Origin of the sequence: Sinomonas cyclohexanicum (assembly GCF_020886775.1) — a bacterium.
GTDB classification, from domain to species: Bacteria; Actinomycetota; Actinomycetes; order Actinomycetales; family Micrococcaceae; genus Sinomonas; species Sinomonas cyclohexanicum.
The window spans coordinates 2960318-2982954 of sequence record NZ_AP024525.1; the positions used below are offsets into that span (position 1 = coordinate 2960318).

The 22637-nt window shown below is 71.6% G+C and carries 24 protein-coding genes; 12 read left to right on the forward strand and 12 right to left on the reverse strand.

Features of this window, described 5'->3' with window-relative positions; genetic code table 11:
• Window positions 1-29: 29 nt before the first annotated feature.
• The gene (locus SCMU_RS14055; protein ID WP_229229747.1) at window positions 30-1253 is read left to right on the forward strand and encodes a THUMP-like domain-containing protein; all 1224 of its coding nucleotides are present in this window, start codon (window positions 30-32) and stop codon (window positions 1251-1253) included.
• Between the two features lie 87 nt (window positions 1254-1340).
• Here SCMU_RS14055 and SCMU_RS14060 read toward each other — a convergent pair whose 3' ends face one another.
• Together SCMU_RS14060 and ykgO are read right to left on the reverse strand one after the other, a co-directional pair.
• Window positions 1341-2159: a shikimate 5-dehydrogenase gene (locus SCMU_RS14060; RefSeq protein WP_371829674.1), complete on the reverse strand. Its 819-nt coding sequence runs from the start codon at window positions 2157-2159 to the stop codon at window positions 1341-1343.
• A 74-nt stretch (window positions 2160-2233) separates the two neighbouring features.
• Window positions 2234-2356: a type B 50S ribosomal protein L36 gene (ykgO, locus tag SCMU_RS14065; RefSeq protein ID WP_229229749.1), complete on the reverse strand. Its 123-nt coding sequence runs from the start codon at window positions 2354-2356 to the stop codon at window positions 2234-2236.
• An 84-nt stretch (window positions 2357-2440) separates the two neighbouring features.
• Between ykgO and SCMU_RS14070 the strand changes: the two genes are divergently transcribed.
• The 3 genes from SCMU_RS14070 to SCMU_RS14080 all read left to right on the forward strand — a co-directional run bounded on the left by SCMU_RS14070 (window position 2441) and on the right by SCMU_RS14080 (window position 5551).
• Entirely contained in the window at window positions 2441-4075 is a 1635-nt protein-coding gene (locus SCMU_RS14070) for an acyl-CoA dehydrogenase family protein (RefSeq protein WP_229229750.1), read from the forward strand.
• 136 nt (window positions 4076-4211) lie between these two features.
• The gene (locus tag SCMU_RS14075) at window positions 4212-5366 is read left to right on the forward strand and encodes a glutamate--cysteine ligase (protein ID WP_443020326.1); all 1155 of its coding nucleotides are present in this window, start codon (window positions 4212-4214) and stop codon (window positions 5364-5366) included.
• Window positions 5363-5551, forward strand: a complete 189-nt coding sequence (locus SCMU_RS14080; RefSeq protein ID WP_229229752.1) for a hypothetical protein — start codon at window positions 5363-5365, stop codon at window positions 5549-5551. Before SCMU_RS14075 ends, SCMU_RS14080 begins: the two co-directional genes overlap by 4 nt.
• A gap of 27 nt (window positions 5552-5578) precedes the next feature.
• Here the strand turns inward: SCMU_RS14080 and SCMU_RS14085 are convergent, their stop codons facing one another.
• From SCMU_RS14085 to alr, 6 genes are all read right to left on the reverse strand, one after another.
• A complete protein-coding gene (locus SCMU_RS14085) occupies window positions 5579-6508 on the reverse strand; it encodes a hypothetical protein (RefSeq protein ID WP_229229753.1) in 930 nt (309 codons plus the stop codon).
• A gap of 163 nt (window positions 6509-6671) precedes the next feature.
• Window positions 6672-7751, reverse strand: coding sequence for a tRNA (adenosine(37)-N6)-threonylcarbamoyltransferase complex transferase subunit TsaD (gene tsaD / locus SCMU_RS14090; RefSeq protein ID WP_338027559.1), 1080 nt, complete (start codon window positions 7749-7751; stop codon window positions 6672-6674).
• Window positions 7748-8212, reverse strand: a complete 465-nt coding sequence (rimI, locus tag SCMU_RS14095; RefSeq protein WP_443020327.1) for a ribosomal protein S18-alanine N-acetyltransferase — start codon at window positions 8210-8212, stop codon at window positions 7748-7750. The genes tsaD and rimI overlap by 4 nt, the downstream gene beginning before the upstream one ends.
• Window positions 8213-8295: 83 nt before the next feature.
• Entirely contained in the window at window positions 8296-8991 is a 696-nt protein-coding gene (gene tsaB / locus SCMU_RS14100; protein WP_229229755.1) for a tRNA (adenosine(37)-N6)-threonylcarbamoyltransferase complex dimerization subunit type 1 TsaB, read from the reverse strand.
• Complete coding sequence (tsaE, locus tag SCMU_RS14105; protein WP_229229756.1) at window positions 8988-9623, reverse strand: tRNA (adenosine(37)-N6)-threonylcarbamoyltransferase complex ATPase subunit type 1 TsaE; 636 nt, start codon at window positions 9621-9623, stop codon at window positions 8988-8990. Before tsaE ends, tsaB begins: the two co-directional genes overlap by 4 nt.
• Complete coding sequence (gene alr, locus SCMU_RS14110) at window positions 9620-10765, reverse strand: alanine racemase (protein WP_229229757.1); 1146 nt, start codon at window positions 10763-10765, stop codon at window positions 9620-9622. Before alr ends, tsaE begins: the two co-directional genes overlap by 4 nt.
• Before the next feature lie 147 nt (window positions 10766-10912).
• On the opposite strand from alr, the gene mshA reads away from it, so the two are divergent.
• From mshA to SCMU_RS14125, 3 genes are all read left to right on the forward strand, one after another.
• Window positions 10913-12202: a D-inositol-3-phosphate glycosyltransferase gene (gene mshA, locus SCMU_RS14115; RefSeq protein WP_443020328.1), complete on the forward strand. Its 1290-nt coding sequence runs from the start codon at window positions 10913-10915 to the stop codon at window positions 12200-12202.
• A 99-nt stretch (window positions 12203-12301) separates the two neighbouring features.
• Window positions 12302-14026 carry a formate--tetrahydrofolate ligase gene (locus tag SCMU_RS14120; protein ID WP_229229759.1) on the forward strand — a complete coding sequence of 575 codons (1725 nt, stop codon included), beginning with the start codon at window positions 12302-12304 and terminating at the stop codon, window positions 14024-14026.
• A gap of 324 nt (window positions 14027-14350) precedes the next feature.
• Complete coding sequence (locus SCMU_RS14125; protein ID WP_229229760.1) at window positions 14351-15694, forward strand: MFS transporter; 1344 nt, start codon at window positions 14351-14353, stop codon at window positions 15692-15694.
• 87 nt (window positions 15695-15781) lie between these two features.
• Here SCMU_RS14125 and SCMU_RS14130 read toward each other — a convergent pair whose 3' ends face one another.
• Window positions 15782-16087 carry a MerR family transcriptional regulator gene (locus SCMU_RS14130; protein WP_229229761.1) on the reverse strand — a complete coding sequence of 102 codons (306 nt, stop codon included), beginning with the start codon at window positions 16085-16087 and terminating at the stop codon, window positions 15782-15784.
• A gap of 128 nt (window positions 16088-16215) precedes the next feature.
• On the opposite strand from SCMU_RS14130, the gene SCMU_RS14135 reads away from it, so the two are divergent.
• Entirely contained in the window at window positions 16216-16617 is a 402-nt protein-coding gene (locus tag SCMU_RS14135) for a hypothetical protein (protein ID WP_229229762.1), read from the forward strand.
• 60 nt (window positions 16618-16677) lie between these two features.
• Here SCMU_RS14135 and SCMU_RS14140 read toward each other — a convergent pair whose 3' ends face one another.
• Both SCMU_RS14140 and SCMU_RS14145 read right to left on the reverse strand, forming a co-directional pair.
• On the reverse strand, window positions 16678-18099 hold the full coding sequence (locus SCMU_RS14140) for an FAD-binding oxidoreductase (protein WP_229229763.1): 1422 nt from the start codon (window positions 18097-18099) through the stop codon (window positions 16678-16680).
• Window positions 18100-18291: 192 nt separating this feature from the next.
• Window positions 18292-19377: an inositol-3-phosphate synthase gene (locus tag SCMU_RS14145; protein WP_229229764.1), complete on the reverse strand. Its 1086-nt coding sequence runs from the start codon at window positions 19375-19377 to the stop codon at window positions 18292-18294.
• Window positions 19378-19494: 117 nt separating this feature from the next.
• Between SCMU_RS14145 and SCMU_RS14150 the strand changes: the two genes are divergently transcribed.
• Window positions 19495-19818 carry a PLD nuclease N-terminal domain-containing protein gene (locus tag SCMU_RS14150; protein ID WP_338027560.1) on the forward strand — a complete coding sequence of 108 codons (324 nt, stop codon included), beginning with the start codon at window positions 19495-19497 and terminating at the stop codon, window positions 19816-19818.
• Between the two features lie 69 nt (window positions 19819-19887).
• Here SCMU_RS14150 and SCMU_RS14155 read toward each other — a convergent pair whose 3' ends face one another.
• Window positions 19888-20784 carry a diacylglycerol/lipid kinase family protein gene (locus tag SCMU_RS14155; RefSeq protein WP_229229765.1) on the reverse strand — a complete coding sequence of 299 codons (897 nt, stop codon included), beginning with the start codon at window positions 20782-20784 and terminating at the stop codon, window positions 19888-19890.
• Between the two features lie 185 nt (window positions 20785-20969).
• Between SCMU_RS14155 and SCMU_RS14160 the strand changes: the two genes are divergently transcribed.
• The 3 genes from SCMU_RS14160 (at window position 20970) to SCMU_RS14170 (ending at window position 22622) form a co-directional block, all read left to right on the forward strand.
• On the forward strand, window positions 20970-21233 hold the full coding sequence (locus tag SCMU_RS14160) for a GlsB/YeaQ/YmgE family stress response membrane protein (protein ID WP_229229766.1): 264 nt from the start codon (window positions 20970-20972) through the stop codon (window positions 21231-21233).
• Between the two features lie 566 nt (window positions 21234-21799).
• Window positions 21800-22222 (forward strand): Hsp20/alpha crystallin family protein, encoded by a 423-nt coding sequence (locus SCMU_RS14165; RefSeq protein ID WP_229229767.1) that lies wholly within the window; start codon window positions 21800-21802, stop codon window positions 22220-22222.
• Between the two features lie 70 nt (window positions 22223-22292).
• Window positions 22293-22622 carry a J domain-containing protein gene (locus tag SCMU_RS14170; protein ID WP_229229768.1) on the forward strand — a complete coding sequence of 110 codons (330 nt, stop codon included), beginning with the start codon at window positions 22293-22295 and terminating at the stop codon, window positions 22620-22622.
• The last annotated feature ends 15 nt before the right edge of the window (window positions 22623-22637 follow it).

The window sequence follows — 22637 nt, forward strand, 5'->3', positions numbered from 1 at the left end:
GGACCGCCCGGGACACTACGCTGGATGGCATGGCCCATGACAACCACGCCCCTGAGCAGCTGGCGCCGCTGCTGACGCCGGAGGGCTGGGCCCTCGTGAACTCGCTGGGACCGTACCGCGAGGAGGACGCCCTCGCCCTGAGCACGCGGATGCGCAAGGCCGGGCACTCCCCCGAGCTCGTGGCCGCCGTCCTCTCCCAGGCCCGCCTGCGCGTCCGCGCCGAGGCGAAATTCGGCGAGTTCGCCTCGCGCATGCTGTTCACCCGCGCGGGCCTCGAACAGGCCACCCGGCTCTCGATCGCCGCACGCCACGCGCGGCGCTTCGTCGACGCGGGTGTCCGCCACGTGGCGGACCTCGGCTGCGGGCTCGGCGCCGACGCGATGGCCATGTCCTCCCTCGACCTCGAGGTGACCGCCGTGGAGCTCGACGAGACGACGGCTGCCTGCGCGACGATGAACCTCATGCCGTTCCCGCACGCGCGGGTCGTCCACGCGGACGCCGAGTCCGTGGCGCTCGACGGCGTGGACGGCGTCTGGCTCGACCCGGCCCGCCGCGAGACCTCGACCTCGGGCACCACTAGGCTGTGGGACCCCGAAGAATTCTCGCCGCCCCTGAGCTTCGTCGAGGAGCTCGCGGCCCGGGGCCTGCCCGTCGGCGTCAAGCTCGGGCCCGGCATGCCGCACGCCTCCATTCCCGCCGGCTGCGAGGCGCAGTGGGTGTCCGTGAACGGGGACGTCGCCGAGGTCGCCCTGTACTTCAACGCCCTCCGCCGGCCCAGCGTGCGGCGCGCGGCACTCCTCCTCGGGCAGGACGGCGCCGCCGAGCTCGTCGCCGAGACTGACTTCGGCGAGGGCGCGCAGCCCCAGATCGGCCCGCTCGAGGGGTTCCTGTACGAGCCCGACGGCGCCGTGATCCGCGCGGGGCTCGTCGCCGAGCTCGCGGACCGTCTGGGCGGTCACCTCGTGGACCCGCACATCGCGTACATCTGCTCCGCCGAGCCCGTGGACACGCCGTTCGCGAAGGCCTACCGGGTGCTCGAGGTGCGGCCGTACAACGTCAAGGCGCTGCGGGCGTGGGTCCGGGAGGAGGGCATCGGGGTGCTGGACATCAAGAAGCGCGGCGCCGCCGTCACCCCGGAGGAGCTGCGCAGGCTCCTGCTCTCCGGGCAGCGCAAGGGCGCCACCAAGCGCGCCACCCTCGTGCTCACCCGGATCGGCGACGACCGAGTGGCCGCCGTCGTCGAGCCCCTCTGAGGTTGCGGGGTCCCTGGCGCCCCGTTGCGGGGTCCACGTCCTCGCGTTGGCCCGTGGGACATCAGCGCAGGGAAATGACCCCCCAACTCACTGGGCGCGCATGAACTCCTCCGCGGCGCGCACCTGCTCGTCGCTCGGACGCATGCCCGTGTAGAGGACGAACTGCTCGAGCGCCTGGATCGTCATGACCTCCGCCCCCGAGATGACGGGCTTCCCGGCGGCCCTCGCGGCCCTGATGAGCGGCGTCTCCGCCGGAAGGGCCACGACGTCGAACACCAGCCGCGCGGCGTCGACCGCCGCCTGCGGGAACGAGAGGGAGTCTGCGTCCGGCCCACCGGCCATCCCGATCGGGGTCACGTTGACCAGGACATCGGCGGTGTCGTCGCCGAGCTCGGCCTGCCACGCGAACCCGTACAGGTCTGCGAGGGCGCGGCCCGCGGCCTCGTTGCGGGCCACGATCGTCACGTTGCGGAAGCCGGCATCGCGGAAGGCCGCGGCAGTCGCCTTCGCCATGCCGCCCGATCCGCGGAGGAGGACGGACCACTCGGGCGAGAGGGCGCCGTCGTGCCCGCCCTGCCGTGCGCGGGTGATGAGCTGTGCGATCGCGGTGTAGTCCGTGTTGTAGGCGGTGAGCACGCCGGAGTCATTGACGATCGTGTTGACCGAGTCGATCGCGGCCGCTGAGCCGTCCATGCGGTCCACGAGGGCGATCACCTCCTCCTTGTACGGCATCGACACGGCAGCGCCGCGGATGCCGAGGCCCCGCACCCCCGCGATCGCCTGGGCGAGGTCCGTGGGCGCGAAGGCCTTGTAGATCCAGTTCAGGCCGAGGGCCTCGTACAGGTAGTTGTGGAAGCGCGTCCCGTTGTTGCTCGGCCGGGCCGAGAGGGAGATGCACAGGGTCATGTCTTTGTTGAGGATCGGCACGGCACCAAGGCTAGTGCCGCGCCGGTCCCCACGCCGACCCTGTGGCCTCCGGGTCAGCCCTGACGCGCCTTCATACGGGGGTTCTTCTTGTTGATGACGAACGTCCTGCCGCGGCGGCGGACGATCTGTGCCCCCGGCGCGTTCTTGAGCGCACGCAGGGAATTGCGGACCTTCATGGTGCTCCTTTCCTCGATTCGATGAGAACCATTTTCGATAACAAGGGGTAGCCGCGTCTCATTCCCGCGGTGTCCAATGGGATCATGCTGAACCAGGCTCCCCCACGAGTGGACGTCGACGAGTTCTCCACGAACGCCGCCCTCATCGACGGGATCCGGCGCCACGGCGCCAGCTGGGCCTCGGGCGAGCTTGCCGCGGTCGGCCGCCTCGTCGGCTCGGCCGAGTTCGCCGCCAACGCGCGCCTGGCCAACGAGCACCCGCCCGCGCTCCACGTCCTCGACCGCTACGGCGAGCGGCTCGACGAGGTCGAGTACCACCCGGCCTACCACCACGTCGTCGCGGACGCGGTGGCGCACGGGGCCCACACGTCGGCGTGGGCGGACCCCCGCCCGGGCGCGCACGTCGCGAGGGCGGCCGCGTTCATGCTGTTCGCGCAGGTCGAGCCCGGGCACGCGTGTCCGGTCTCGATGACCCACGCCGCGGTGCCCGCCCTGTCGCGGCAGCCCGACGTCGCCCGCGTCTGGCTCCCCCGCCTCTACGGCGACGGGTACGAGCCGCGGCTCGTACCCGCGGGCCGCAAGCCCGGCGCCCTGGTGGGGATGGCGATGACCGAGCGGCAGGGCGGCTCCGACGTCCGGGCCAACACGACGGCAGCACGGGACCTCGGCGACGGGACCGCCCTGATCACGGGCGCCAAGTGGTTCTGCTCGGCGCCCATGAGCGACGCGTTCCTGGTCCTTGCCCGGGAGCCCGAAGGGCTCTCGTGCTTCCTGGTCCCGCGCGTTCTGGAGGACGGGACGAGGAACCAGTTCCGGCTCGTGCGGCTCAAGTCGAAGCTCGGGAACCGGGCCAACGCCTCGGCCGAGGTCGAGTTCGAGGACACGCTCGGGTGGCGGCTCGGCGACGCCGGACGCGGCGTCCGCACCATCATCGAGATGGTCCACGAGACCCGCCTCGACTGCATCCTCGGCACGGCGGCCGGCATGCGCCAGGCCGTCGCGGAGGCCGTCTGGCACGCGCGGCACCGGCGCGCGTTCGGGCGCCTGCTCGTGGACCAGCCCGCGATGGCCGCCGTCCTGGCGGACCTCGCGCTCGAGTACGAGGCGGCGGCGGCGCTCGGGCTGCGGCTCGCGGCCGCGGACGACGCCGTCTGGCTGGCGGGCGTGGTCCGCGCACCCGATGCCTCGCGCGAGCAGGCGTTCGCGCGGATCGCCACGGCCGTGGGCAAGTACTGGGTGTGCAAGCGAGGACCCGGGCACGCCGCGGAGGCGCTCGAGTGCCTCGGCGGCAACGGCTACACCGAGGACTTCCCGCTGGCCATGCGCTACCGCGAGCAGCCCGTCATGGCGATCTGGGAGGGCTCGGGCAACGTGGTGGCGCTCGACGTCCTGCGTGCACTGACCCGCGAGCCCGAGGCCACCGAGGCGCTCGGCGAGGAGCTCGAGCGGCACCGCGGCGCCGACGCCGCGCTCGACGCGCACCTCGAGCAGGCCCTCGCGCTCATGGCCGACGCCGCACGCGAGCCCGACGAGGCGCAGGCGTGGGCGCGGCGGCTCGCCGAGACCCTCGCGCTCGCGCTCCAGGCCACACTCCTGCTAGACGGGGAGCCGGCCGTCGCGGAGGCGTTCATCGCCGCCCGGCTCGGCCCGGGCCGCAGCCTGGGCTACGGATGCCTGCCGGACTCGGCGCGGATCGGCGCCATCCTCAACAGGGCGTGACCCGGCGCGTTGTGCTCCCGGCGCCGCGTGAGCCTTCTCTCGGCGCAACACCGGGTGCCGCGGGGACGGCTGGCCGTAAACTGTGAGCGCTCGTGCACGCAGCCGGCCACGGCCGGCCCGATCCGGGGGTCACACACTGGAGATCGACTTCGCACCATCCCAGCAGTCCACCATCGGGCTCGAATGGGAGCTGGCCCTCGTGGACAAGCACGGCGGCGAGCTCGTCTCGCTCGCGCCGCAAGTGCTCGAGCGCCTCGGCGCCGAGCACCCCGAGCTGTTCGGCGAGACGCCCCGGATCCATCAGGAGCTCCTCCTGAACACCGTGGAGCTCGTGAGCGGGGTGCACAACACGGTGGGCGGCGCCACGGCGGACCTTGCCGAGTCGCTGGCAGCCGTCCGGACGGTCACAGACCGGATTGGCGTGGAGCTGTTCTGCGCCGGAAGCCACCCATTCAGCCAGCCGCGCCTCCAGCCCGTCACGGACAAGGAGAGGTACGCGAAGCTGATCGACCGCACCCAGTGGTGGGGGCGGCAGATGGTGATCTACGGCGTGCACGTGCACATCGGGCTCGACCGGCGGGACAAGGCCATGCCGGTGCTCGACGCCCTCGTGAACTACTTCCCGCACTTCCAGGCGCTCTCGGCGTCCAGCCCGTTCTGGAGCGGCGAGGACACGGGCTACGCGTCCCAGCGCGCGCTCATGTTCCAGCAGCTGCCCACGGCCGGGCTGCCGTTCCAGTTCGAGGACTGGGCGGGGTTCGAGCACTACGTCGATGACATGCTCAAGACCGGCGTGATCGACCTCATCAACGAGATCCGCTGGGACATCCGGCCCGTGCCGCGACTCGGGACCATCGAGATGCGCGTGTGCGACGGCCTCTCCACCCTCGAGGAGATCGGCGCGATCGGCGCCCTCACCCAATGCCTCGTCGAGGAGGCGTCCCGGGCCCTCGACGCCGGCGAGAAGATCCCCACCATGCCGCCGTGGCACGTGCAGGAGAACAAGTGGCGCTCCGCGCGGTACGGGCTCGACGCCATCATCATCCTCGACGCCGAGGGCAACGAGAAGCTCGTCACCGAGCACCTCGCGGAGACCCTGGACCGGCTGGCACCGATCGCCGCGGACCTCGGCTGCTCGTCGGAGCTGCGTGACATCGAGGGCATCATGCGGCGCGGCGCCGGGTACCAGCGCCAGCGACGGGTGGCCGAGGCCAACGGCGGCGACCTGCGCGCGGTCGTGCTCGAGGAGGCGCGGCTCATGCGCGAGGGCTACGCCGCGCTCGGGCGGTGACTGTGCCCGAGCGTCAGGACGCCCGGCGCACGCGGCGCTCCCCCGCGCGGATCATCCTCGTCCTGGTGATCGTCGCCGTGGTCCTCGCCGTGACCCACCATGGGCAGGCGGCCCTGTGGGTCGGTGCCGCCGCGGCGGTCTACGCGGGGGTCGAGTGGTTCCTCACCTGGCGCGCACGACGGTAATCGCCATAACGTCCCGCCAGGCACAATTCACGCGCTCAGGGGCAGGGATGCCTGCCGCTTCAGGCCCGAGTTGCGCCTGGCGGGACCGCGATCCACGTCCGCGACAACCTCGCTGATCCACCGTCTCTCGTACATCACGTGTTCCCAGCTGAATCGGAGCACGATGCAGTCGGATCGCACGAGTTCGTTGTAGCGCGTGCAGTCCCGGTGGAGGGCGTCGCGGCCCCCGTGCCACTCGAAGCTGTCCGCCTCGGTGATCAGATACCTCATCCCCTGCATGGTGGGGATGGTTTTCGCGAGGTCCACCCGATGATCCCCGCCCGAGGTGCGGATCACGACCTGCGGCTCCATGAACACCCCGCCTTCGATGCAGGCGGCCCGGAGTCCCGATTCAAAGGCATTCGCGGCACGCCCATCCATGTGCTGGAGCACTCGCTGCTGGGCTCGCCGGTTGCGGCCCACCCAAGCGTTCGCCGCGACGTGCAGCTCGTTGCGGGTCACCAGCCTGCTCCGCAGCGCCGAGTCTGCAATCGCGAGCCCCTCTGCGAACGGCAGTGCAGCCGCACAGTCCAGAACGGTGCGGACCACCGACGTTGCCCGCATCTCGCCCTGATGAACCAGGTCCTCGGGCGGGAGGAGCCGTCGGACCGCCACAACGCCGGCCACCTTCGGCGTTCGGCGCTCGCGGGCAATCGCGAGTTCGACCGCAGGCGGACGGTGAAGGACGCCAAGGCCATGCGCCTGCGCAGCCGATCGCAGATAGAGCACGGCACTCAGCTCGAGCGCTCTGCGCTCCGCGCCGTCATGCCCAGGAAGGGCGTACACGCCGCGGACAGACCGCACGATGTCACCGCTGGCCACTGCCTGTGAGAGTTCGCGCTTGGTGAAGTGTTGGCGCAGCTTGTGCGTGCGCGCGCTTCCGCCGACGGCGGCAACGAAATCTGCAACGAGGCCCATGATGGCATGGTTCCCCAGATCGGTCCGTCGCCGGGGCGGTCTCGGGGTCATGTGGATAACTCTCGGCCTCGGAATCCGGCGCAGGCCGTCCCGTCAGGCACAACCCGCGCCGGCTACTCCAGCATGGAGCGCCCCACGGCTGCCGAATTGTGTCTGGCGGGCCCTACACGCTCACCGTGGTCACGGGGAGCGAGGACTCGGGGGCGAACTCGAGGCCGCTCGGCTCGCGCCCGTCCATGATCACCCGGGCCGCGAGCGCGGCCACCATGGCACCGTTGTCCGTGCACAGCGAGAACTCCGGCACCTCAAGGGAGATCCCTGCCGCGTCGCACCGCTGCCGGGTCAGCTCGCGCAGGCGCGAATTGGCCGCCACCCCGCCTCCGAGGAGGAGGTTCCTGATCCCCTGCTCCCGGCACGCGAGGACCGCCTTGGACGTGATGACGTCCACGACGGCCTCTTGGAACGAGGCCGCGATATCGGCCACGGGCACGGGCTCGCCGGCCGCTTCGAACTGCTCGACGCACCGCGCCACTGCCGTCTTGAGGCCCGAGAAGGACCAGTCATACCGGTGTGGGCCCGGATCCTCGGGTGTGCCCATGTACTTTGGCTGCGTGAGGCCCCGCGGGAAGCGGACCGCCTTCGGGTTCCCCTCGCGCGCGAGCCGGTCGATGGCGGGCCCGCCCGGGTACCCGAGCCCGAGCAGCCGGGCCACCTTGTCGTAGGCCTCGCCGGCGGCGTCGTCGATCGTCGAACCGAGGAGCTCCACGTCGCCGGCGATGTTGCGCACGCGCAGGATCTCGGTGTGGCCGCCCGAGACCAGCAGGGCGCCCAGATCAGGCGGCAGGTCGCCGTCATACGCGCCGCCGCCCAGCAGCCCGACGCCCACGTGGGCCACAAGGTGGTTGATGGCGTAGAGCGGCTTCCCGGTCGCGACGGCCAGCGCCTTCGCCCCGCACACGCCGACCATGAGGGCGCCCGCGAGCCCCGGCCCGGAGGTCACGGCGAGCGCGTCGATCTCGTCGAGCGTCACGCCGGCGGTGTCGAGGGCTTCGCGGAGGGTCGGCACGAGCGCGTCGAGGTGCGCGCGGGAGGCGATCTCGGGGATCACCCCGCCGAACCGCACGTGCTCGTCCATCGAGGAGGAGACGGTGTTGGCCAGCAGGATCGTGCCGCGCACGATACCCACACCGGTCTCGTCGCACGAGGACTCGATCCCGAGGACCAGCGGCTCCTGGCGGTTCACTGTGCCTCCCCTTCCGCTCCGGCGGCCGCGAGCGGCAGCTGCATGATGAGCGCGTCGACGCCGTCGCGGTAGTAGCGGCGACGCGTGTGGATGTGGGTGAAGCCGAACCGCCGGTACAGCTCCTGGGCTCGCGGATTGTCCGCGCGGACCTCGAGCAGCACGTCGGCCGCGCGGCGCCGGCGCGCCTCGGCGATGAGCTCCGTCAGCACCGCCGAGCCGATGCCGCGCCCCTCGCGCTCTGGCACGACCGCGATCGTCTGCACGTCCGCGATGGGCTCGACGCACATGAGCCCCGCGTACGCGATGATCCGGCGCCCCTGCGGCCCAGCCTCCTCCGCGACGTAGTAGCGGCGCGTCTCGGGCTGGGAGAGCTCGTCGCGGAACATCTGCTCGGGCCACGCGTCGATCGGGAACAGCGCCCGCTCGAGCGCGTGCACGGCGGGTACGTCCGCCTCTGTCATGTCGCGAAGCACGACGCCGGGCGGCAGCGCACGCCGCGGTCCTCCGGAGGCCGGGGTCTCGGCGGGCTCGCCCGCTCGGCTGCTCACAGGGCCCGCTTCCGCGGGCCGGGAACCTGGGCGTCCGACTCGCGCAGGTAGAGCGGAGTGGTGTCCAGCAGCGGGCCGCCGGCGGCGAGTCGTGCCGCGGCGGAGAGCCCGAGCGAGGAGGCGGTCGGCTGGGCGGCCTCGAAGCCCTCGGCGACGGTGGCGCCGGCGTCGTCGAGCTGCGCCGGGTACAGGCCGGCCCCGGCACCATAGACGCGCAGGTCGGGGAGCTCGTCCGGGGCCGTGACGTGGGGACCGTCGAGGAGCGTGCCGTCGGCGGCGTACCGGGCCCAGTAGAGCTCCCTGCGGCGGGCGTCGATCGCGGCGACAAACTCCGAGCCCGGCTGCGCGTCCGAGACGACGTCCCACGCGAGCGCGTCGAGGCTCATGACGCCGTCGAGCGGAACGTTCCACGCGAAGGCCAGGGCCCGGGCGGTCGCGATGCCGGACCGCAGGCCCGTGAACGGTCCGGGCCCCACGCCCACGAGGATCCGCGCGATCTCCCGGCCCGCGATCCCCTGCTCGGCGAGGAGCGTCTGGATCCCGGGGGCGAGCACCTCGGCGTGAGAGCGGGTGTCCTCGGTGGCGAAGGACGCCAGCACCGCTGCCCCGCCGGCGCCGGAACCGGAAGACTCGTGGAAGCGGATGAGCGCGGCGGAGGCGATGGCCGAGGTATCGATGGCGAGCAGGATCACTCGGCCACCCCCTCGTCTGACGACCCGACCTCGGCGGGGTCGACCCGCTCGACGGCCGGCCACTGGACGCTGGGCCGCCCGGCCCAGCGCGGGCCGAAGGCACGGATCAGCACGACGCGGGGCTCGTCGTCGTCCTCGGTGTCGAAGTCCAGCGTGAGGCCCACGGTCGCCGGGGGCGCCGCGGGGCGGCGCAGCTCGATGTCGAGCCGGCTGTCGGAGAGCTCCTCGATGAGCCCGCGGCCCCACTCCACGACGGTCACGGCCGTGTCGGCCCAGTTCTCGAGGTCGAGGTCGGCGATCTCGCCGTGGCCGCTGAGCCGGTAGGCGTCGACGTGGACGAGGTCTGGGCCGCCGGGACGCGGCCCGTGGACGAGGTTGGGGTGGATCCTCACGAGCACGAACGTGGGCGAGATGATGCCCGGCCGCACGCCGAGCCCCTCGCCGAGGCCCTGCGTGAAGGTGGTCTTGCCGGCCCCGAGCTCGCCCGTGAGCACCACGAGGTCACCCGCGTCGAGCTCGCGGCCGAGGGCGGCGCCGATCGACTGGGTCTCTTCGGCCGTGGCGGGAGCGAACGCGATCTCCCACTCACGCGCGGGCGCGGGCGCGGCGCCCGGGCCGTCGGACGGGCTCACTCGCCGTCCCCCAGGTACACGCGGGGGACGCGGCCGCTGATGCGCGTGACGATCTCGTAGTTGATCGTCCCGGTGGCGCGGGCCCAGTCGTCGGCCGTGGGGCCGCCCTCGTCGCCGGCGCCGAAGAGCACGGCCTCGGCGCCCAGGAACGAGTCGGTGTCTGCGTCGGGGCCGAGGTCCACCACGATCTGGTCCATCGCGACCCGGCCCGCGACCGTGTAGGTGCGCCCTGCGATCCGCACCGGACCCCGCTCGGAGGTCCTGGGCACGCCGTCGGCGTATCCGAGGGGCACGAGCCCGAGCGCACCGGCCGAGGGCGTCCGGTACGTGAGCCCGTAGCTCACGCCCTGGTCCGCGGGCACGCGCTTGGCCTGGGAGAGCGTGGCCCGGAGCGTCATCGCGGGGCGCAGCCCCAGGTCCGCGGAGGCCTGGTCCGCGAACGGGGAGAGGCCGTAGATCGCGATGCCCGCGCGGACCAGGTCGAAGTGTGCGTCCGGGCGGGAGAAGATCGCCGGCGAATTGGCGATGTGGCGCACCGCGAGGTCGCAGCCGGCGTCCTCGGCGAGCGCGATCGCCTCGCGGAACGCGTCGAGCTGGGCGTCGGTCTCGGGGCGCGTCGGCTCGTCCGCGACGGCCAGGTGGCTGAACACGCCGACCACGCGCAGGAGCCCCTCGTCCTGGTACTCGACCGCCTCGCCCACCACGGACTCCCAGCGGTCCGCGGTGACGCCGTTGCGGCCGAGCCCCGTGTCGATCTTGAGGTGGATCCTGGCCGGCCGCTCCTGCTCGCGCGCCGCCGCGACGATCGCCTCGAGCTCCCAGCCCGAGCAGCCCAGGTCGATGCCGGCCGCCACCGCCGCGGAGAAGTTCGAGTCAGGGGTGTGGAGCCATGCGAGGATCGGCGCGTCGATGCCGGCCGCGCGCAGCGCGAGCGCCTCGCTGATGTGCGCCACCCCGAGCCAGGACGCGCCCGCCTCGAGCGCGGCCCTAGCCACTTGGGTGGCGCCGTGGCCGTAGCCGTCGGCCTTCACCACGGCCATCACCCGGGCGGGCGCGGCAACCCTGCGGACCAGCTCCACGTTGTGCCGGATCGCGTCCAGGTCCACCACGGCGGCACGCTCGGGAAGACGGGTGGTGGGCATGCTGGAAGCGTCAAGGGTCGGCTCGGAAGTCACGCACCGAGTCTACTCGTGGCGCACCGCACCCTTGCGGCGCACGACGCCGCCGCCTCGCCTCGAGTGCGCCGGCGGCCCCCGCCGTCGTGCGCCGCTGCAGCCGACGCGGAACGGATGGGCGCGCGGGCGGGGCGGGCACGTAGCCTAGGGAGCGTGCAGCACCGTGACCGCGTGGCGATGATCTCCCTCCACACGTCCCCGCTTGAGCAGCCGGGCGCGGGGGACGCGGGCGGGATGAACGTCTACGTGTCCCAGCTGGGGCGGGCGCTCGCGGCCGGCGGGCTGGGGGTCGACATCTACACTCGGGCGACCTCGCCGGACCAGCCGGACACGGTCACGCTCGCGGACGGCGTGCTCGTGCACCATGTGGAGGCGGGCCCGCGGCGGCGGCTCGCGAAGGAGCAGATGCCCCCGCTGGTCGCGGAGTTCGCGGCCCGCGTGCTCGCCCGCATCGACGACGGAGAGTCGTGCGCGGTTCCCCGCGTTGTCCACAGCCACTACTGGGTGTCCGGCCTGGCGGGGCTCGAGGTGGCGCGCGAGCTGGGCGTCCCGCTCGTGCACACGATGCACACGATGGCGCGCGTCAAGAACCTCCACCTGGCCGCCGGCGACGTCCCGGAGCCGTCCAACCGCGAGCGCGGCGAGCAGCGCCTCGCCGAGGAGGCCACCCGATTCACGGCGAACACGCCGGCCGAGCGGGACGAGCTCGTGCGGCACTACGGCGTGGACGACGACCGCATCGACGTGGTCTCCCCCGGCGTGGACCTCGGCGTGTTCCGGCCCGCGTTCCGTGCGCGGTCACGCGCGGGCCAGGGCGTGAGGCCGGGCGAGTTCCACGTCCTGTTCGCCGGCCGGATCCAGCGGCTCAAGGGCCCGCAGGTGCTCGTGGCCGCGGCGGGCGAGCTGCGTCGGCGCCGTCCCGACATCCCGCTGCGGGTGACGATCGTGGGGGCGCCGAGCGGCTCGGCCGGGCTCGATCTGGACCTGCTCACGCAGGCGGAGGGGCTCGACGGCGTGGTGCGCCGCCTGCCGCCCGTCCCCGCCGCGGGGCTCGCCGAGTGGTACCGGTCTGCGGACGTGGTGGCGATGCCGAGCTTCTCGGAGTCGTTCGGGCTCGTGGCGCTCGAGGCCCAGGCGTGCGGGACGCCGGTGGTGGCCGCTCGGGTGGGCGGGCTGACGCGGGCCGTGTGCGACGGCCGCACCGGCTTCCTCGTGGACGGGCACGAGCCGGCCGTGTGGGCCGCGGTCCTCGAGCAGTTGCACGACGACCCCGAGACGCGGCACGACCTCGGCCGTGCCGCGTCGATCTACGCCGAGCGGTTCGGCTGGGAGCAGACCGCCGAGGGCACCCGCGCGGCCTATCGGACGGCCATCCGCGAGCAGGCCCCGGCGACCCTGGGCTGACCTCCCCCCGAGATCGGGTCCCGACGCCGACCTCGGCGGCACCCGGCCGCCCGATCTCGGCGACGTCCGCGCGCCGCAGGGTAGGGGTAGGGTGGCGCCATGACCGCCTCGGCATCGACGCCCAGCGCACCGCGTCCGGGCACGCCCCTGCCCAATGACCTCGAGATCGCCCGCGCGGCGACCCTGCGCCCCATCGTGCAGATCGCCGAGGAGGCGGGCATCCCGGAGGAGGCGCTCGAGCTGTACGGGCGGTACAAGGCGAAGATCGACGTGGGCCGCCTGTCTGAGGCCGGGAATGACAGCAGGCGCGGCCACGTCGTGCTCGTCACGGCCATCTCGCCCACCCCGGCCGGCGAGGGCAAGTCCACGCTCACCGTCGGCCTCGCCGACGCCCTCGCGCGCGCAGGCAAGCGCACCATGATCGCGATCCGCGAGCCCAGCCTCGGCCCGATCCTGGGCATGAAGGGCGGCGCGACGGGCGGCGGCCAGTCCCAGGTGCTGCCGATGGAGGACATCAACCTCCACTTCACCGGCGACTTCCACGCCATCACGAGTGCGAACAACGCCCTGTGCGCGCTGATCGACAACCACATCTTCCAGGGCAATGCCCTGGCCATCGACCCGCGCCGCGTCACGTTCAAGCGGGTCATGGACATGAACGACCGCTCCCTCCGCCAGATCGTGATCGGCCTCGGCGGGCCCGCCCAGGGCGTCCCGCGGGAGGCGGGCTTCGACATTACCGTCGCGTCCGAGGTCATGGCGGTCTTCTGCCTCGCGTCCTCGGTCGCCGACCTCAAGGAGCGTCTGGGCCGCATCACGTTCGGCTACACCTACGACCGCAAGCCCCTCACGGTCTCGGACCTGGGGGCGGCCGGCGTGATGGCGATGCTCCTCAAGGACGCGATCAAGCCGAACCTCGTCCAGACGATCGCCGGCACCCCCGCCCTCGTCCACGGCGGCCCGTTCGCGAACATCGCCCACGGGTGCAACTCCGCCCTCGCGACGACGACGGCGCGCCGCCTCGCCGACGTCGTGGTCACCGAGGCCGGCTTCGGGGCGGACCTCGGAGCCGAGAAGTTCATCGACATCAAGTCACGCGCGGCGGACGTTGCGCCCTCGGCGGTGGTGATCGTCGCGACGGTGCGCGCGCTGAAGATGCACGGCGGCGTCCCGAAGGACGAGCTCAAGGTCCCGGATGCGGACGCGGTCGTGCGTGGGTTCGCCAACCTCGCCCGGCACGTGGAGAACGTGCGGAAGTTCGGGCTCGAGCCAGTTGTGGCGGTCAACGAGTTTGTGAGCGACACGCCCGAGGAGCTCGACGCCGTCGTGCGCCTGTGCCGCGAGGCGGGCGTCCGCGTCGCCGTCGCGGACGTGTGGGGCCGCGGCGGCGGGGGCGACGGCGGCGATGAACTCGCGCGCGAGGTGCTCGCCGCGCTCGAGGAGCCCGGAACAGCCCGCCAGCTGTATCCGCTCGAGATGAGCATCGAGGACAAGATCGCCACGGTCGTCCGGGAGGTCTACCGGGGCGCGGGGGTCGAGTTCTCCGACGCGGCGAAGAAGACGCTCAGGCAGATCCACGAGAACGGCTGGGACGGCCTGCCGGTGTGCATGGCCAAGACGCAGTACTCGTTCTCCGACGATGCCTCGCTTCTCGGTGCGCCTGAGGGCTTCACGGTGCACGTGCGGGAGCTGTGGCCGCGCACCGGGGCGGGGTTCGTGGTCGCGGTCACGGGCTCGCTCATGACCATGCCGGGGCTACCCAAGGAGCCCGCGGCGATGCGCATGGACCTGGACGACGACGGCCGGGTCGAGGGCCTTTTCTGACGGACTCGGCCGAGGGGCCGGCCGCTTCTTGACCGGCGGCGATCGGCGCTGCCGAGGGTCCGCCCCCCATGATTCACGCAACGCACCCTCAGTCGGCGCCCGCCACCGCCCACAGTAGTGGAGCGGTCCACGTGCAGCCAAGCCCGGCCCCTTCACCGCGCGTGAGCACAGCCCCCCAAGAACCACTGGACACTGTGACAGCCGTCTCATAGAATTGTCTCGAGATCGTAGAAAAATTCAACGATCGAAATAATCAACTAACGCCGCGGTGCTTCCTGGCGAGGATCGCCCCCACCCCCACCCACCCCGTTCCATCCGAGTGACATGGAGGTCACCGTGACGAGTTCCACCACAGCCGGGCTCAAGGGCCTGAGCGTCGAGTCCGCCCGGCGCGAATCACGCCGGGTGATCGCGTCGAGCTACCTCGGCAGCACCATCGAGTTCTACGACTTCCTCCTCTACGCGACGGCGTCCGCGCTCGTCTTCCCGAAGGTCTTTTTCACCGGTCTCGACCCGCTCTCGGCCACCATCGCGGCCTACGGGACGTTCGCGGCCGGGTACGTGGCCAGGCCCCTCGGCGGCGCGATCTTCGGGCACTTCGGCGACCGGCTCGGGCGCAAGAAGGTCCTCATCCTCTCGATGCTGATCATGGGCCTGGCCTCGACCCTGATCGGCCTCGTGCCCTCCGCATCCGTCATCGGCTCGTGGGGGGCGATCCTCCTCGTCACCCTGAGGTTCCTGCAGGGCATCGCGATCGGCGGCGAATGGGGCGGCGCGGCGCTCATGGCGCTTGAGCACTCCGACCCCAAGCGGCGCGGCTTCGCGGCCTCGTTCGTCAACGCGGGCGGCCCGAGCGGCGCCGCGCTGGGCACGTTCGTGATGGGCCTCTTCGCGGCCCTGCCGCAGGAGGCCTTCCTCTCATGGGGCTGGCGCGTTCCGTTCCTGCTCTCCGCCGCGCTGCTCGTGGTGGGCCTCGTGATCCGCACGAGGATCTCCGAGAGCCCGATCTTCAAGGCCGCAATCGAGCAGGACCGCCTCACCGAGGCCCAGCCCAAGGTGCCGCTGCTGAGCGTGCTGCGCCGGCCGAAGAACCTCATCCTCGTCACCCTCGGCGGTGCGGCAGGCTTCGCGCTCCAGGTGGTGCTCGCCTCGTTCGCCGTGACCTACGCGGTGGACCACGGCGCGCCGCGCCAGCCCGTTCTCTACGCGTTCGCCGTGGCGTCCGTGCTGACCATGACGATGGTCCTGTTCATGGGCAGGCTCTCGGACCGGGTCGGCCGCCGCCCGCTGCTCGTGGCCGGGATGGTGCTCTTCATGGCGTTCCTGTACCCGATGTTCGGCTGGTTCTCCTCCGGCAACGTGCTGCTGGTGTTCCTCGGATTCGTGGTGGGCCTCGCGTGCCACGGCCTCATCTACGGCCCGCTGGCCGCGTTCGTCTCCGAGCAGTTCGGCACGCGCGCCCGGTACACGGGGGCCTCGCTCGGCTACCAGCTGGCCACGCTGATCGGCGCGGGCTTCACCCCCGGGATCGTCGCGGGCCTGTACGGCGCCGGCCCGGACATCGCGCCCGTGGTCATCTTCCTCGGCGTGCTCACGGCCGTGAGCGTCGTCGCGGTCCTGCTCACGCGCGAGTCAAAGGATCTCGACCTCGCCACCGTGGAGCACTGAGCCGGCCCCACCCGCAAGCGAGCGCACGACGGCGGGCCCCCACCCGCCGTCGTGCGCTCGCTTCTGCGCTCCCGCGGCGGACCGGGCCTACCCGGCGCGGCTGCGTTCAGCGCGAAGGTCCGCGAGTTCCCGTCGCAGCCGGGCATTCTCGTCTTCGAGCTCGAGGACGATCCGGATGCCCTCGATCGTGAGGCCGGCCTCGACGAGCACGGCGATGCGCGCGAGCCGCTCGACGTCGTCCTCGCTGTAGCGCCTCGTGCCCCCGTCGGTGCGTGAGGGCGTGAGGAGTCCCTTGCGCTCGTAGAGCCGAAGGCTCGAGAGGGCCATCCCGGAGAGCTCGGCAGCGACCGAGATCGCGTACACCCCCTCCGAGGAGCGCCGCCGCTGCGCCATCCGGCCTCCTTCCACAAAGGTCTTGATCTGTTTCACCAAATCTACTATATCTATGCGTGCAGACGTAGATCCGAGAGGTGGACCCCAGCGCAGGTTCGCAGACTCCACGTCGATGAGGAGGAGGCTCCATGAGCCCGGAGCGAAGCGGCTGGCGCCGCTACGACACCACGCTGTTCCCGGTGTTCCATGAGCGGTTCGAGGAGAAATGGGGCGAGGGCACGGCGCCGTTCCTGGATCCCAGCGTCTTCGAGCGCGACCAGCCCCGGCCGCGGGCACAGTGGATCAACGTCGACACGGGCGCGGCGGTCGCCGTCGTGCCCGTGTGGGAGGACGATCCGACGGCCCGCTCGTTTGCCGTGTTCTACCTTCCGCCGGCCGGCGGGATCTGGGTGCTGCGGCCGCCGGGGCTCTCGACCTACGTCGAGGCGGTCGTCAACGGGTCCGCCGCGAGCTCTGACTCGGCGGCCCTCCGCAACGACTCGTTCCGCAAGGCGGTGGAGCACGCCGAGGCCTTCATCTACGGCACCTAGCTGCCGGCGGAGGACCCGAACGCACGACGGCGGGCGCGCACCCGCCGTCGTGCGCTCGCGTCAGGCGGGCGTGGCCTCCGGCTCCACCGCGGCGGCACCCTCCGCCGCGCGCACGGGCCTGATGTTCTGGTTCACGTGGAAGAAGTTGTCCGGGTCGTACTGGGCCTTGACCTCGGCGAGGCGCGCATAGTTCGCGCCATAGTTGGCCTCGATCCGTGGCTGGTCGTCGGCGTCCTGGAAGTTGATGTACCCGCCGGGTTCGGTGAACTCGTGCAGGGCACGCCAGTAGCTGCGCACCCACGCGATGTTCGCCTCGTTGTCCGCGGGGCTCTCCCACTGGCCGGCGATGACGGGCGCGAAGTTCGCCGAGCGGTTCGGGAAGGCCGTCGCGTCCGCCGCGACGCGATGGACCGCCCCGTCGATCGGGTAGAAGTGGTTGGCGGTGGGCAGGCTGGGAACCGTCGAGCCGTACTCCTGCGCCACGCGGAGGATGTCGTCGGAGAGCCCGCGGGCGAAGTCCGCCTTCCAGTACCCCTGGAGCCCGGGAGGGTTGCCCTCGTCGAAGGCGCCGTTGAGGAACGGGTACGGCATGGGCGCGACGAGCGAGCCCACCACCGGGGCCGCCGAGAGCACCGGCTGCCAGCGCGACTCGCCCTCTGACGGATCACCCGTCCACATGCCCACGATCAGGCACACCTGGCGCGTGTGCCACTCCTCGGGGATGAACGGCACGGGCGGCGCCTGATGGTAGGCGAAGAACGCGCCCATCTCCTCGGGCTGGCCGGCGATCCAGTCGCGGTAGAACTGGCCCACGGCCACGCCCTCGGCGGCGGGGAACGCCACGATCCCCACGTGCACCATGTCGATGTCGTGCAGCTCGAACTCGAAGGACGTCACGACGCCGAAGTTGCCGCCGCCTCCGCGCAGGGCCCACAGGAGGTCGGGATTCTGCTCGGCGCTGGCCCGGGCGAACGTGCCGTCCGCGAGGACCACGTCGGCGGAGACGAGGTTGTCGCACGCGAGCCCGTGCTTGCGTGCGAGGTATCCGATGCCGCCGCCGAGGGTCAGGCCGGCCACTCCCGTGGAGCCGACAATCCCGCCCGTGCTCGCGAGGCCGAAGGCGTGCGTCGCGTGGTTGTAGTCTGCCCAGGTCGCGCCCGGCTCGACTCGCGCCCGCTTGGCCTCCGGGTCGACCCACACCCCACGGCGGGGCGAGAAGTCAAGGACGAGAGCGCCGTCCGCCGTCCCGTAGCCGGGGGCGCTGTGGCCGCCGCCACGGATCGCGACGGGCAGCCCGGCGTCCCGCGCGAACCGCACCGCGGCGATGACGTCCGCCGTCTGGGACACGCGCAGCACGGCGGCGGGGTGTCTGTCATGCATGCCGTTGAAGACGCGGCGGGCGGCGTCGTAGTCCGGATCGTCCGGCTCGATCACTGTCCCGCGCACGTTCTCGCGGAGCAGGTTGAAGGCGGTGGTGGACATGGATCTCTCCCTCGAGATCGGGTCCGAGACCATATTCCGGCGTCGGCGCCCTCCGCGCCCTCACCCGGCCGCCGCTGACACGTCCGGTCTACGCCGCCGCCGGTCGATCGTCAAGGCACGCACGACGGCGGGCCGGTCACCGTGTGAGGGTGACCGGCCCGCCGTCGTGCGCGCCCCAGACGAGGTGAGGGACTACCGCTCGAGCTCGCCCCGGATGTACGCCTCGAGGTCGGCGCGGGCTACGTCGTCGGCCTTCTGCACCGGCGGGGACTTCATGAAGTACGCGCTCGGGGACGTCAGCGGCCCGCCGATGCCCCGGTCGAGGGCGATCTTGGCCGCGCGCACGGCGTCGATGATCACGCCGGCCGAGTTGGGCGAGTCCCACACCTCGAGCTTGTACTCGAGCGAGACGGGGGCGTCGCCGAAGTTGCGGCCCTCGAGGCGCACGAACGCCCACTTGCGGTCGTCGAGCCAGGCGACGTAGTCGGACGGGCCGATGTGCACGTCGCGCTCCGCTAGCTCGGCCTCGACGTTGGAGGTCACGGCCTGGGTCTTGGAGATCTTCTTGGACTGCAGGCGCTCGCGCTCGAGCATGTTCTTGAAGTCCATGTTGCCGCCCACGTTCAGCTGGTACGTGCGGTCCACGGTCACGCCGCGGTCCTCGAACAGCTTCGCGAGCACGCGGTGGGTGATGGTGGCGCCGATCTGGCTCTTGATGTCGTCGCCCACGATCGGCACGCCTGCCTCGGTGAACTTCGCGGCCCACTCGGGGGTCCCGGCGATGAACACCGGCAGGGCGTTGACGAACGCCACGCCGGCGTCGATCGCGCACTGCGCGTAGAACTTCGCTGCCTTCTCCGACCCGACGGGAAGGTAGCAGACCATGACGTCGACCTTGGCCTCGCGCAGGGCGGCGACCACGTCCACGGCCTCCTCGTGGGACTCCTCGATGGTCTCGCGGTAGTACTTGCCGAGCCCGTCGAGGGTGTGTCCGCGCTGGACGGTCACACCGGTCGGGGGAACCTCGGCGATCTTGATGGTGTTGTTCTCGCTCGCGCCGATCGCGTCGGCAAGGTCGAACCCGACCTTCTTACCGTCCACGTCGAACGCGGCCACGAACTCGAGCGAGCCCACGTGGTACTCGCCGAACTGCACGTGCATGAGCCCGGGGACCGTGTCGCTCGGGTCGGCGTCGCGGTAGTAGTGCACCCCCTGCACGAGGGAGGCGGCGCAGTTGCCCACGCCCACAATGGCTACACGGATCTTCTTCTCGGACACGGCACTCCTCATCACGTCGTCCCGCGGCGCCTCGCTGACGTGCGTCCTTGTGCGCCGCGGCACTCCATCTTATCGAAGGGCCTCCCCCAACCCGAGGCTGCTCCATAGACTGGCCGCATGGGACGAAACACAGCGAAGAAGAAGAAGTGGGCCGAGCTCAGCGGCGGACAGCGCGCCGGGATCGTGCTCGGCGCGGCCATCCAGTTCACACTGCAGGGGCTCGCGCTGCGAGACCTCGCCAAACGGCCCGCGGACCAGGTCAACGGCCCCAAGCTCGCGTGGGCCGGCGCGACGTTCATCAACACCATCGGGCCGATCGCGTACTTCCTGCTCGGCCGCAAGGCCGCGCCGGCAGCCGTCCGGAAGGGCAGCGGCACGGACGCATCGACTGCTGGGATGCAGACGGCCATGGGCGTCTCGATCGGCAAGAAGCTCGGCTGACGCCCGCGCGGACGCGCGACGGCGCCCACGCGCCGTCGTGCGTCAGGGGCGCCAGTGCCGCCCGGGACGCTACGAGGGAACCCTCACGGTGAGCGCCCGGTCCTCGATCCGGACGGCGAGGACGCGGGCGAGTCCGAGATGGTCGCCGTCGAGCTGGACATCGTGGGGGTCGGCCGCGGCAGCCCGCACAGTCCTGCCGGTGAAGTGCCCGAGGTCGCGGGGCGCGCGGCGGCGGACACGGCTCAGGAGCGTTCCCGCCACGCGGACCCACCCCAACACGCCCCGGGGCGCGACAGCCAGGACGTCGAGGAGCCCGTCGTCCACCGCCGCCCCGGGGAACACCTCCACATTCCCTTGGATGCTGCCGCAGTTGCCGACCATGACGCCGCGCTGGCGCCGGTCCGCGACCAGGTGCCCGTCGACGTCGACCCGGATCCGGCGGGAGTCCCCGGCGATGGTCCGGGCCGCGGACGCCACGTAGGCGAGCCAGCCCGCCTTGGCCTTGAGGTCGTCGTCGGTGTTGGCCATGATCGTCGCGTCGAGCCCGATCCCGGCCATGACCACGAAGGCACGCTCGTCGCCTCCATCCAGGCTCGCCCACGCCACGTCGATGGACCGCTCGCGGCCCCCGAAGGCCGCTTCGAGGGCCGCGCCCTGGTCGTCGATCGGGATCCCGAGGTTGCGGCACAGCAGGTTGCCGGTGCCGAGGGGCACGACGGCGAGGGGCGTCCCCGTGCCCGCGAGCACGCCGGCCGCGGCGCGCACCGTGCCGTCCCCGCCGCCCACCACGACGAGCCGGGCCCCGCCGGCCAGGGCTTCACGGGCCATGCCCCCGCCCGGGTCCTCGACCGTGGTCTCGAACACCATGGCCTCCATCCCGGCTCGGGCGCAGCGGGACCGGAAGGCCTCGGACAGCGCGGCCGCGCCCTGCTTGCTCGGGTTGACGATCAGCGCACAGCGGTCCATGGTTCCCCTTCGCCTCAGGATGCTTCTTGACCGCAACGTTATCCGCAGGAGCGTGAGGCAACGGTTCCGCGACACTGCCGGATCAGTACGTGACGCGGCGCCCTGCCCATGCTAGGAAGTAAGAGTCAGGCCCCAAAGTACCCACCCAGTTCTAAGTCATGATCGACCTCATACAAGGAGTAGACGTGGGCATTATCGGTTGGATCATTCTCGGTCTCATTGCCGGCGCGATCGCGAAGGCGATCATGCCCGGCAGGCAGGGGGGCGGCTGGATCGCCACCCTGGTTCTCGGCGTCGTCGGGGCGCTCCTCGGCGGCTTCCTCTCGAGCCTCATCTTCGGCAGCAGCTCGGTCACGGGCTTCTTCCACCTCGGCACCTGGATCACCGCGATCGTCGGCGCCCTCATCGTCCTGTTCATCTGGGGCATGGTCACCAGGCGGCGCGCATAGTAGGCACTGGCCCACTGGGAAGGGGCGGCACCGCAACGGTGCCGCCCCTTCCGCACGTCTGGGGGTCACCTTCTGGGGGCCACCTCCTGGGGGCCACCTCCTGGAAGTCACCTCCTGGAAGTCACCTCCTGTCGTTGACTCACAGCGATGCCCGCTCGCCGAAGGCCGCCGAGTTGGTGCGGATCCGCCGACTTGCCACCTTGCCGCCGGGCGTGACCCCCGCGTAGGCGGCAGACCCCCGTTTCTGCGACTTACCGGCCTGTATCCATGTGACCTTCGGGTCCCGAGTCCTGATAGGGCCGCGGATTGGGCCGTCGGGTGGGTCGAATCTGGGAGGGACCACGCGCCGTCGTGCGCGCGGAATGCACGGCCGCCGCCTGTGCCCCACGGACGCACCCGCAGGCAGCCCCTGGCACCGTCGAAGCTCAAGAACCTTCGCGTCACAAGGCACTTGATCTGCGCCATCACATCTACTATATCTATTCCTGTAGAGGCAGATCCGACATGGGGCCGCTCTACAGACACCATCGTCATGACCCCACATGGAACATCTGGAGGTGGCAGAGATGCTGATGCGAACCGATCCCTTCCGTGAACTCGACCGCCTGACGGAGCAAGTCTTCGGCACCGCGTCGCGGCCCACGACCATGCCGATGGAGGCCTGGCGCGAGGACGGCGAGTTCGTCGTGGAATTCGACCTTCCGGGGGTGGACGCCGAGACCATCAACGTCGACGTCGAACGCAACGTCCTCACCGTGAGGGCGGAGCGGCAGTCCCACCGGCCGGACGGCGCCGAGGTGGTCGCCGCGGAGCGCCCGTCCGGCACGTTCGGGCGCGAACTGATCCTCGGCGACGCCCTCGACACCGCCAAGGTCACGGCCGACTACGCGGACGGTGTCCTGACGCTGCGCATCCCCGTGGCCGAACAGGCCAAGCCGCGCAAGATCGCGGTCTCCACGACCCACTCGAAGAAGGAGATCGCGGCCTGAGGGACAACGGCCCCCGGCAGGCCCGCAACTGGGCCTGCCGGGGGCAGGCCCCACCCCGCGGGGGGCTGCCATGCGCGCGAGGAACTTCTACGAAGTACTCGGTGTGGGCCGGACCGCGAGCCGGCAGGAGGTGCGTGCCGCATACCGGCGGCTTCTGCGCGAGCTTCACCCCGACGGAGGCCCGGGCCGGGACCGTGAACGGCTCGGAGAGGTCATGGACGCCTACGCCGTCCTCGGACGCGACGACCGCAGGGCCGCCTACGATGCCGCCCTCGAGCGCGCCGAGTCCGCGCTGTGGGCACAGGGGCTGCCGCGCGGCGCGGCGTGGCTCACGCCGAGACCCGTGGCCGAGACCAGCGAGGATGACCTCCTCTGGTTCATCCTCCGGTGGTTCCGGTGAGTTGGACGAGGACAC

Bases quoted from the DNA above. Each gene is read 5' to 3' on its own strand.
- SCMU_RS14055 (WP_229229747.1), top strand. From the start codon at position 30: ATGGCCCATGACAACCACGCCCCTGAGCAGCTGGCGCCGCTGCTGACG.
- SCMU_RS14060 (WP_371829674.1), bottom strand. From the start codon at position 2,159: ATGACCCTGTGCATCTCCCTCTCGGCCCGGCCGAGCAACAACGGGACG.
- ykgO (WP_229229749.1), bottom strand. From the start codon at position 2,356: ATGAAGGTCCGCAATTCCCTGCGTGCGCTCAAGAACGCGCCGGGGGCA.
- SCMU_RS14070 (WP_229229750.1), top strand. From the start codon at position 2,441: ATGCTGAACCAGGCTCCCCCACGAGTGGACGTCGACGAGTTCTCCACG.
- SCMU_RS14085 (WP_229229753.1), bottom strand. From the start codon at position 6,508: ATGGGCCTCGTTGCAGATTTCGTTGCCGCCGTCGGCGGAAGCGCGCGC.
- rimI (WP_443020327.1), bottom strand. From the start codon at position 8,212: ATGACAGAGGCGGACGTACCCGCCGTGCACGCGCTCGAGCGGGCGCTG.
- alr (WP_229229757.1), bottom strand. From the start codon at position 10,765: ATGCCCACCACCCGTCTTCCCGAGCGTGCCGCCGTGGTGGACCTGGAC.
- mshA (WP_443020328.1), top strand. From the start codon at position 10,913: ATGGGCGCGCGGGCGGGGCGGGCACGTAGCCTAGGGAGCGTGCAGCAC.
- SCMU_RS14120 (WP_229229759.1), top strand. From the start codon at position 12,302: ATGACCGCCTCGGCATCGACGCCCAGCGCACCGCGTCCGGGCACGCCC.
- SCMU_RS14125 (WP_229229760.1), top strand. From the start codon at position 14,351: ATGGAGGTCACCGTGACGAGTTCCACCACAGCCGGGCTCAAGGGCCTG.
- SCMU_RS14130 (WP_229229761.1), bottom strand. From the start codon at position 16,087: ATGGCGCAGCGGCGGCGCTCCTCGGAGGGGGTGTACGCGATCTCGGTC.
- SCMU_RS14135 (WP_229229762.1), top strand. From the start codon at position 16,216: ATGAGCCCGGAGCGAAGCGGCTGGCGCCGCTACGACACCACGCTGTTC.
- SCMU_RS14140 (WP_229229763.1), bottom strand. From the start codon at position 18,099: ATGTCCACCACCGCCTTCAACCTGCTCCGCGAGAACGTGCGCGGGACA.
- SCMU_RS14150 (WP_338027560.1), top strand. From the start codon at position 19,495: ATGGGACGAAACACAGCGAAGAAGAAGAAGTGGGCCGAGCTCAGCGGC.
- SCMU_RS14155 (WP_229229765.1), bottom strand. From the start codon at position 20,784: ATGGACCGCTGTGCGCTGATCGTCAACCCGAGCAAGCAGGGCGCGGCC.
- SCMU_RS14165 (WP_229229767.1), top strand. From the start codon at position 21,800: ATGCTGATGCGAACCGATCCCTTCCGTGAACTCGACCGCCTGACGGAG.
- SCMU_RS14170 (WP_229229768.1), top strand. From the start codon at position 22,293: ATGCGCGCGAGGAACTTCTACGAAGTACTCGGTGTGGGCCGGACCGCG.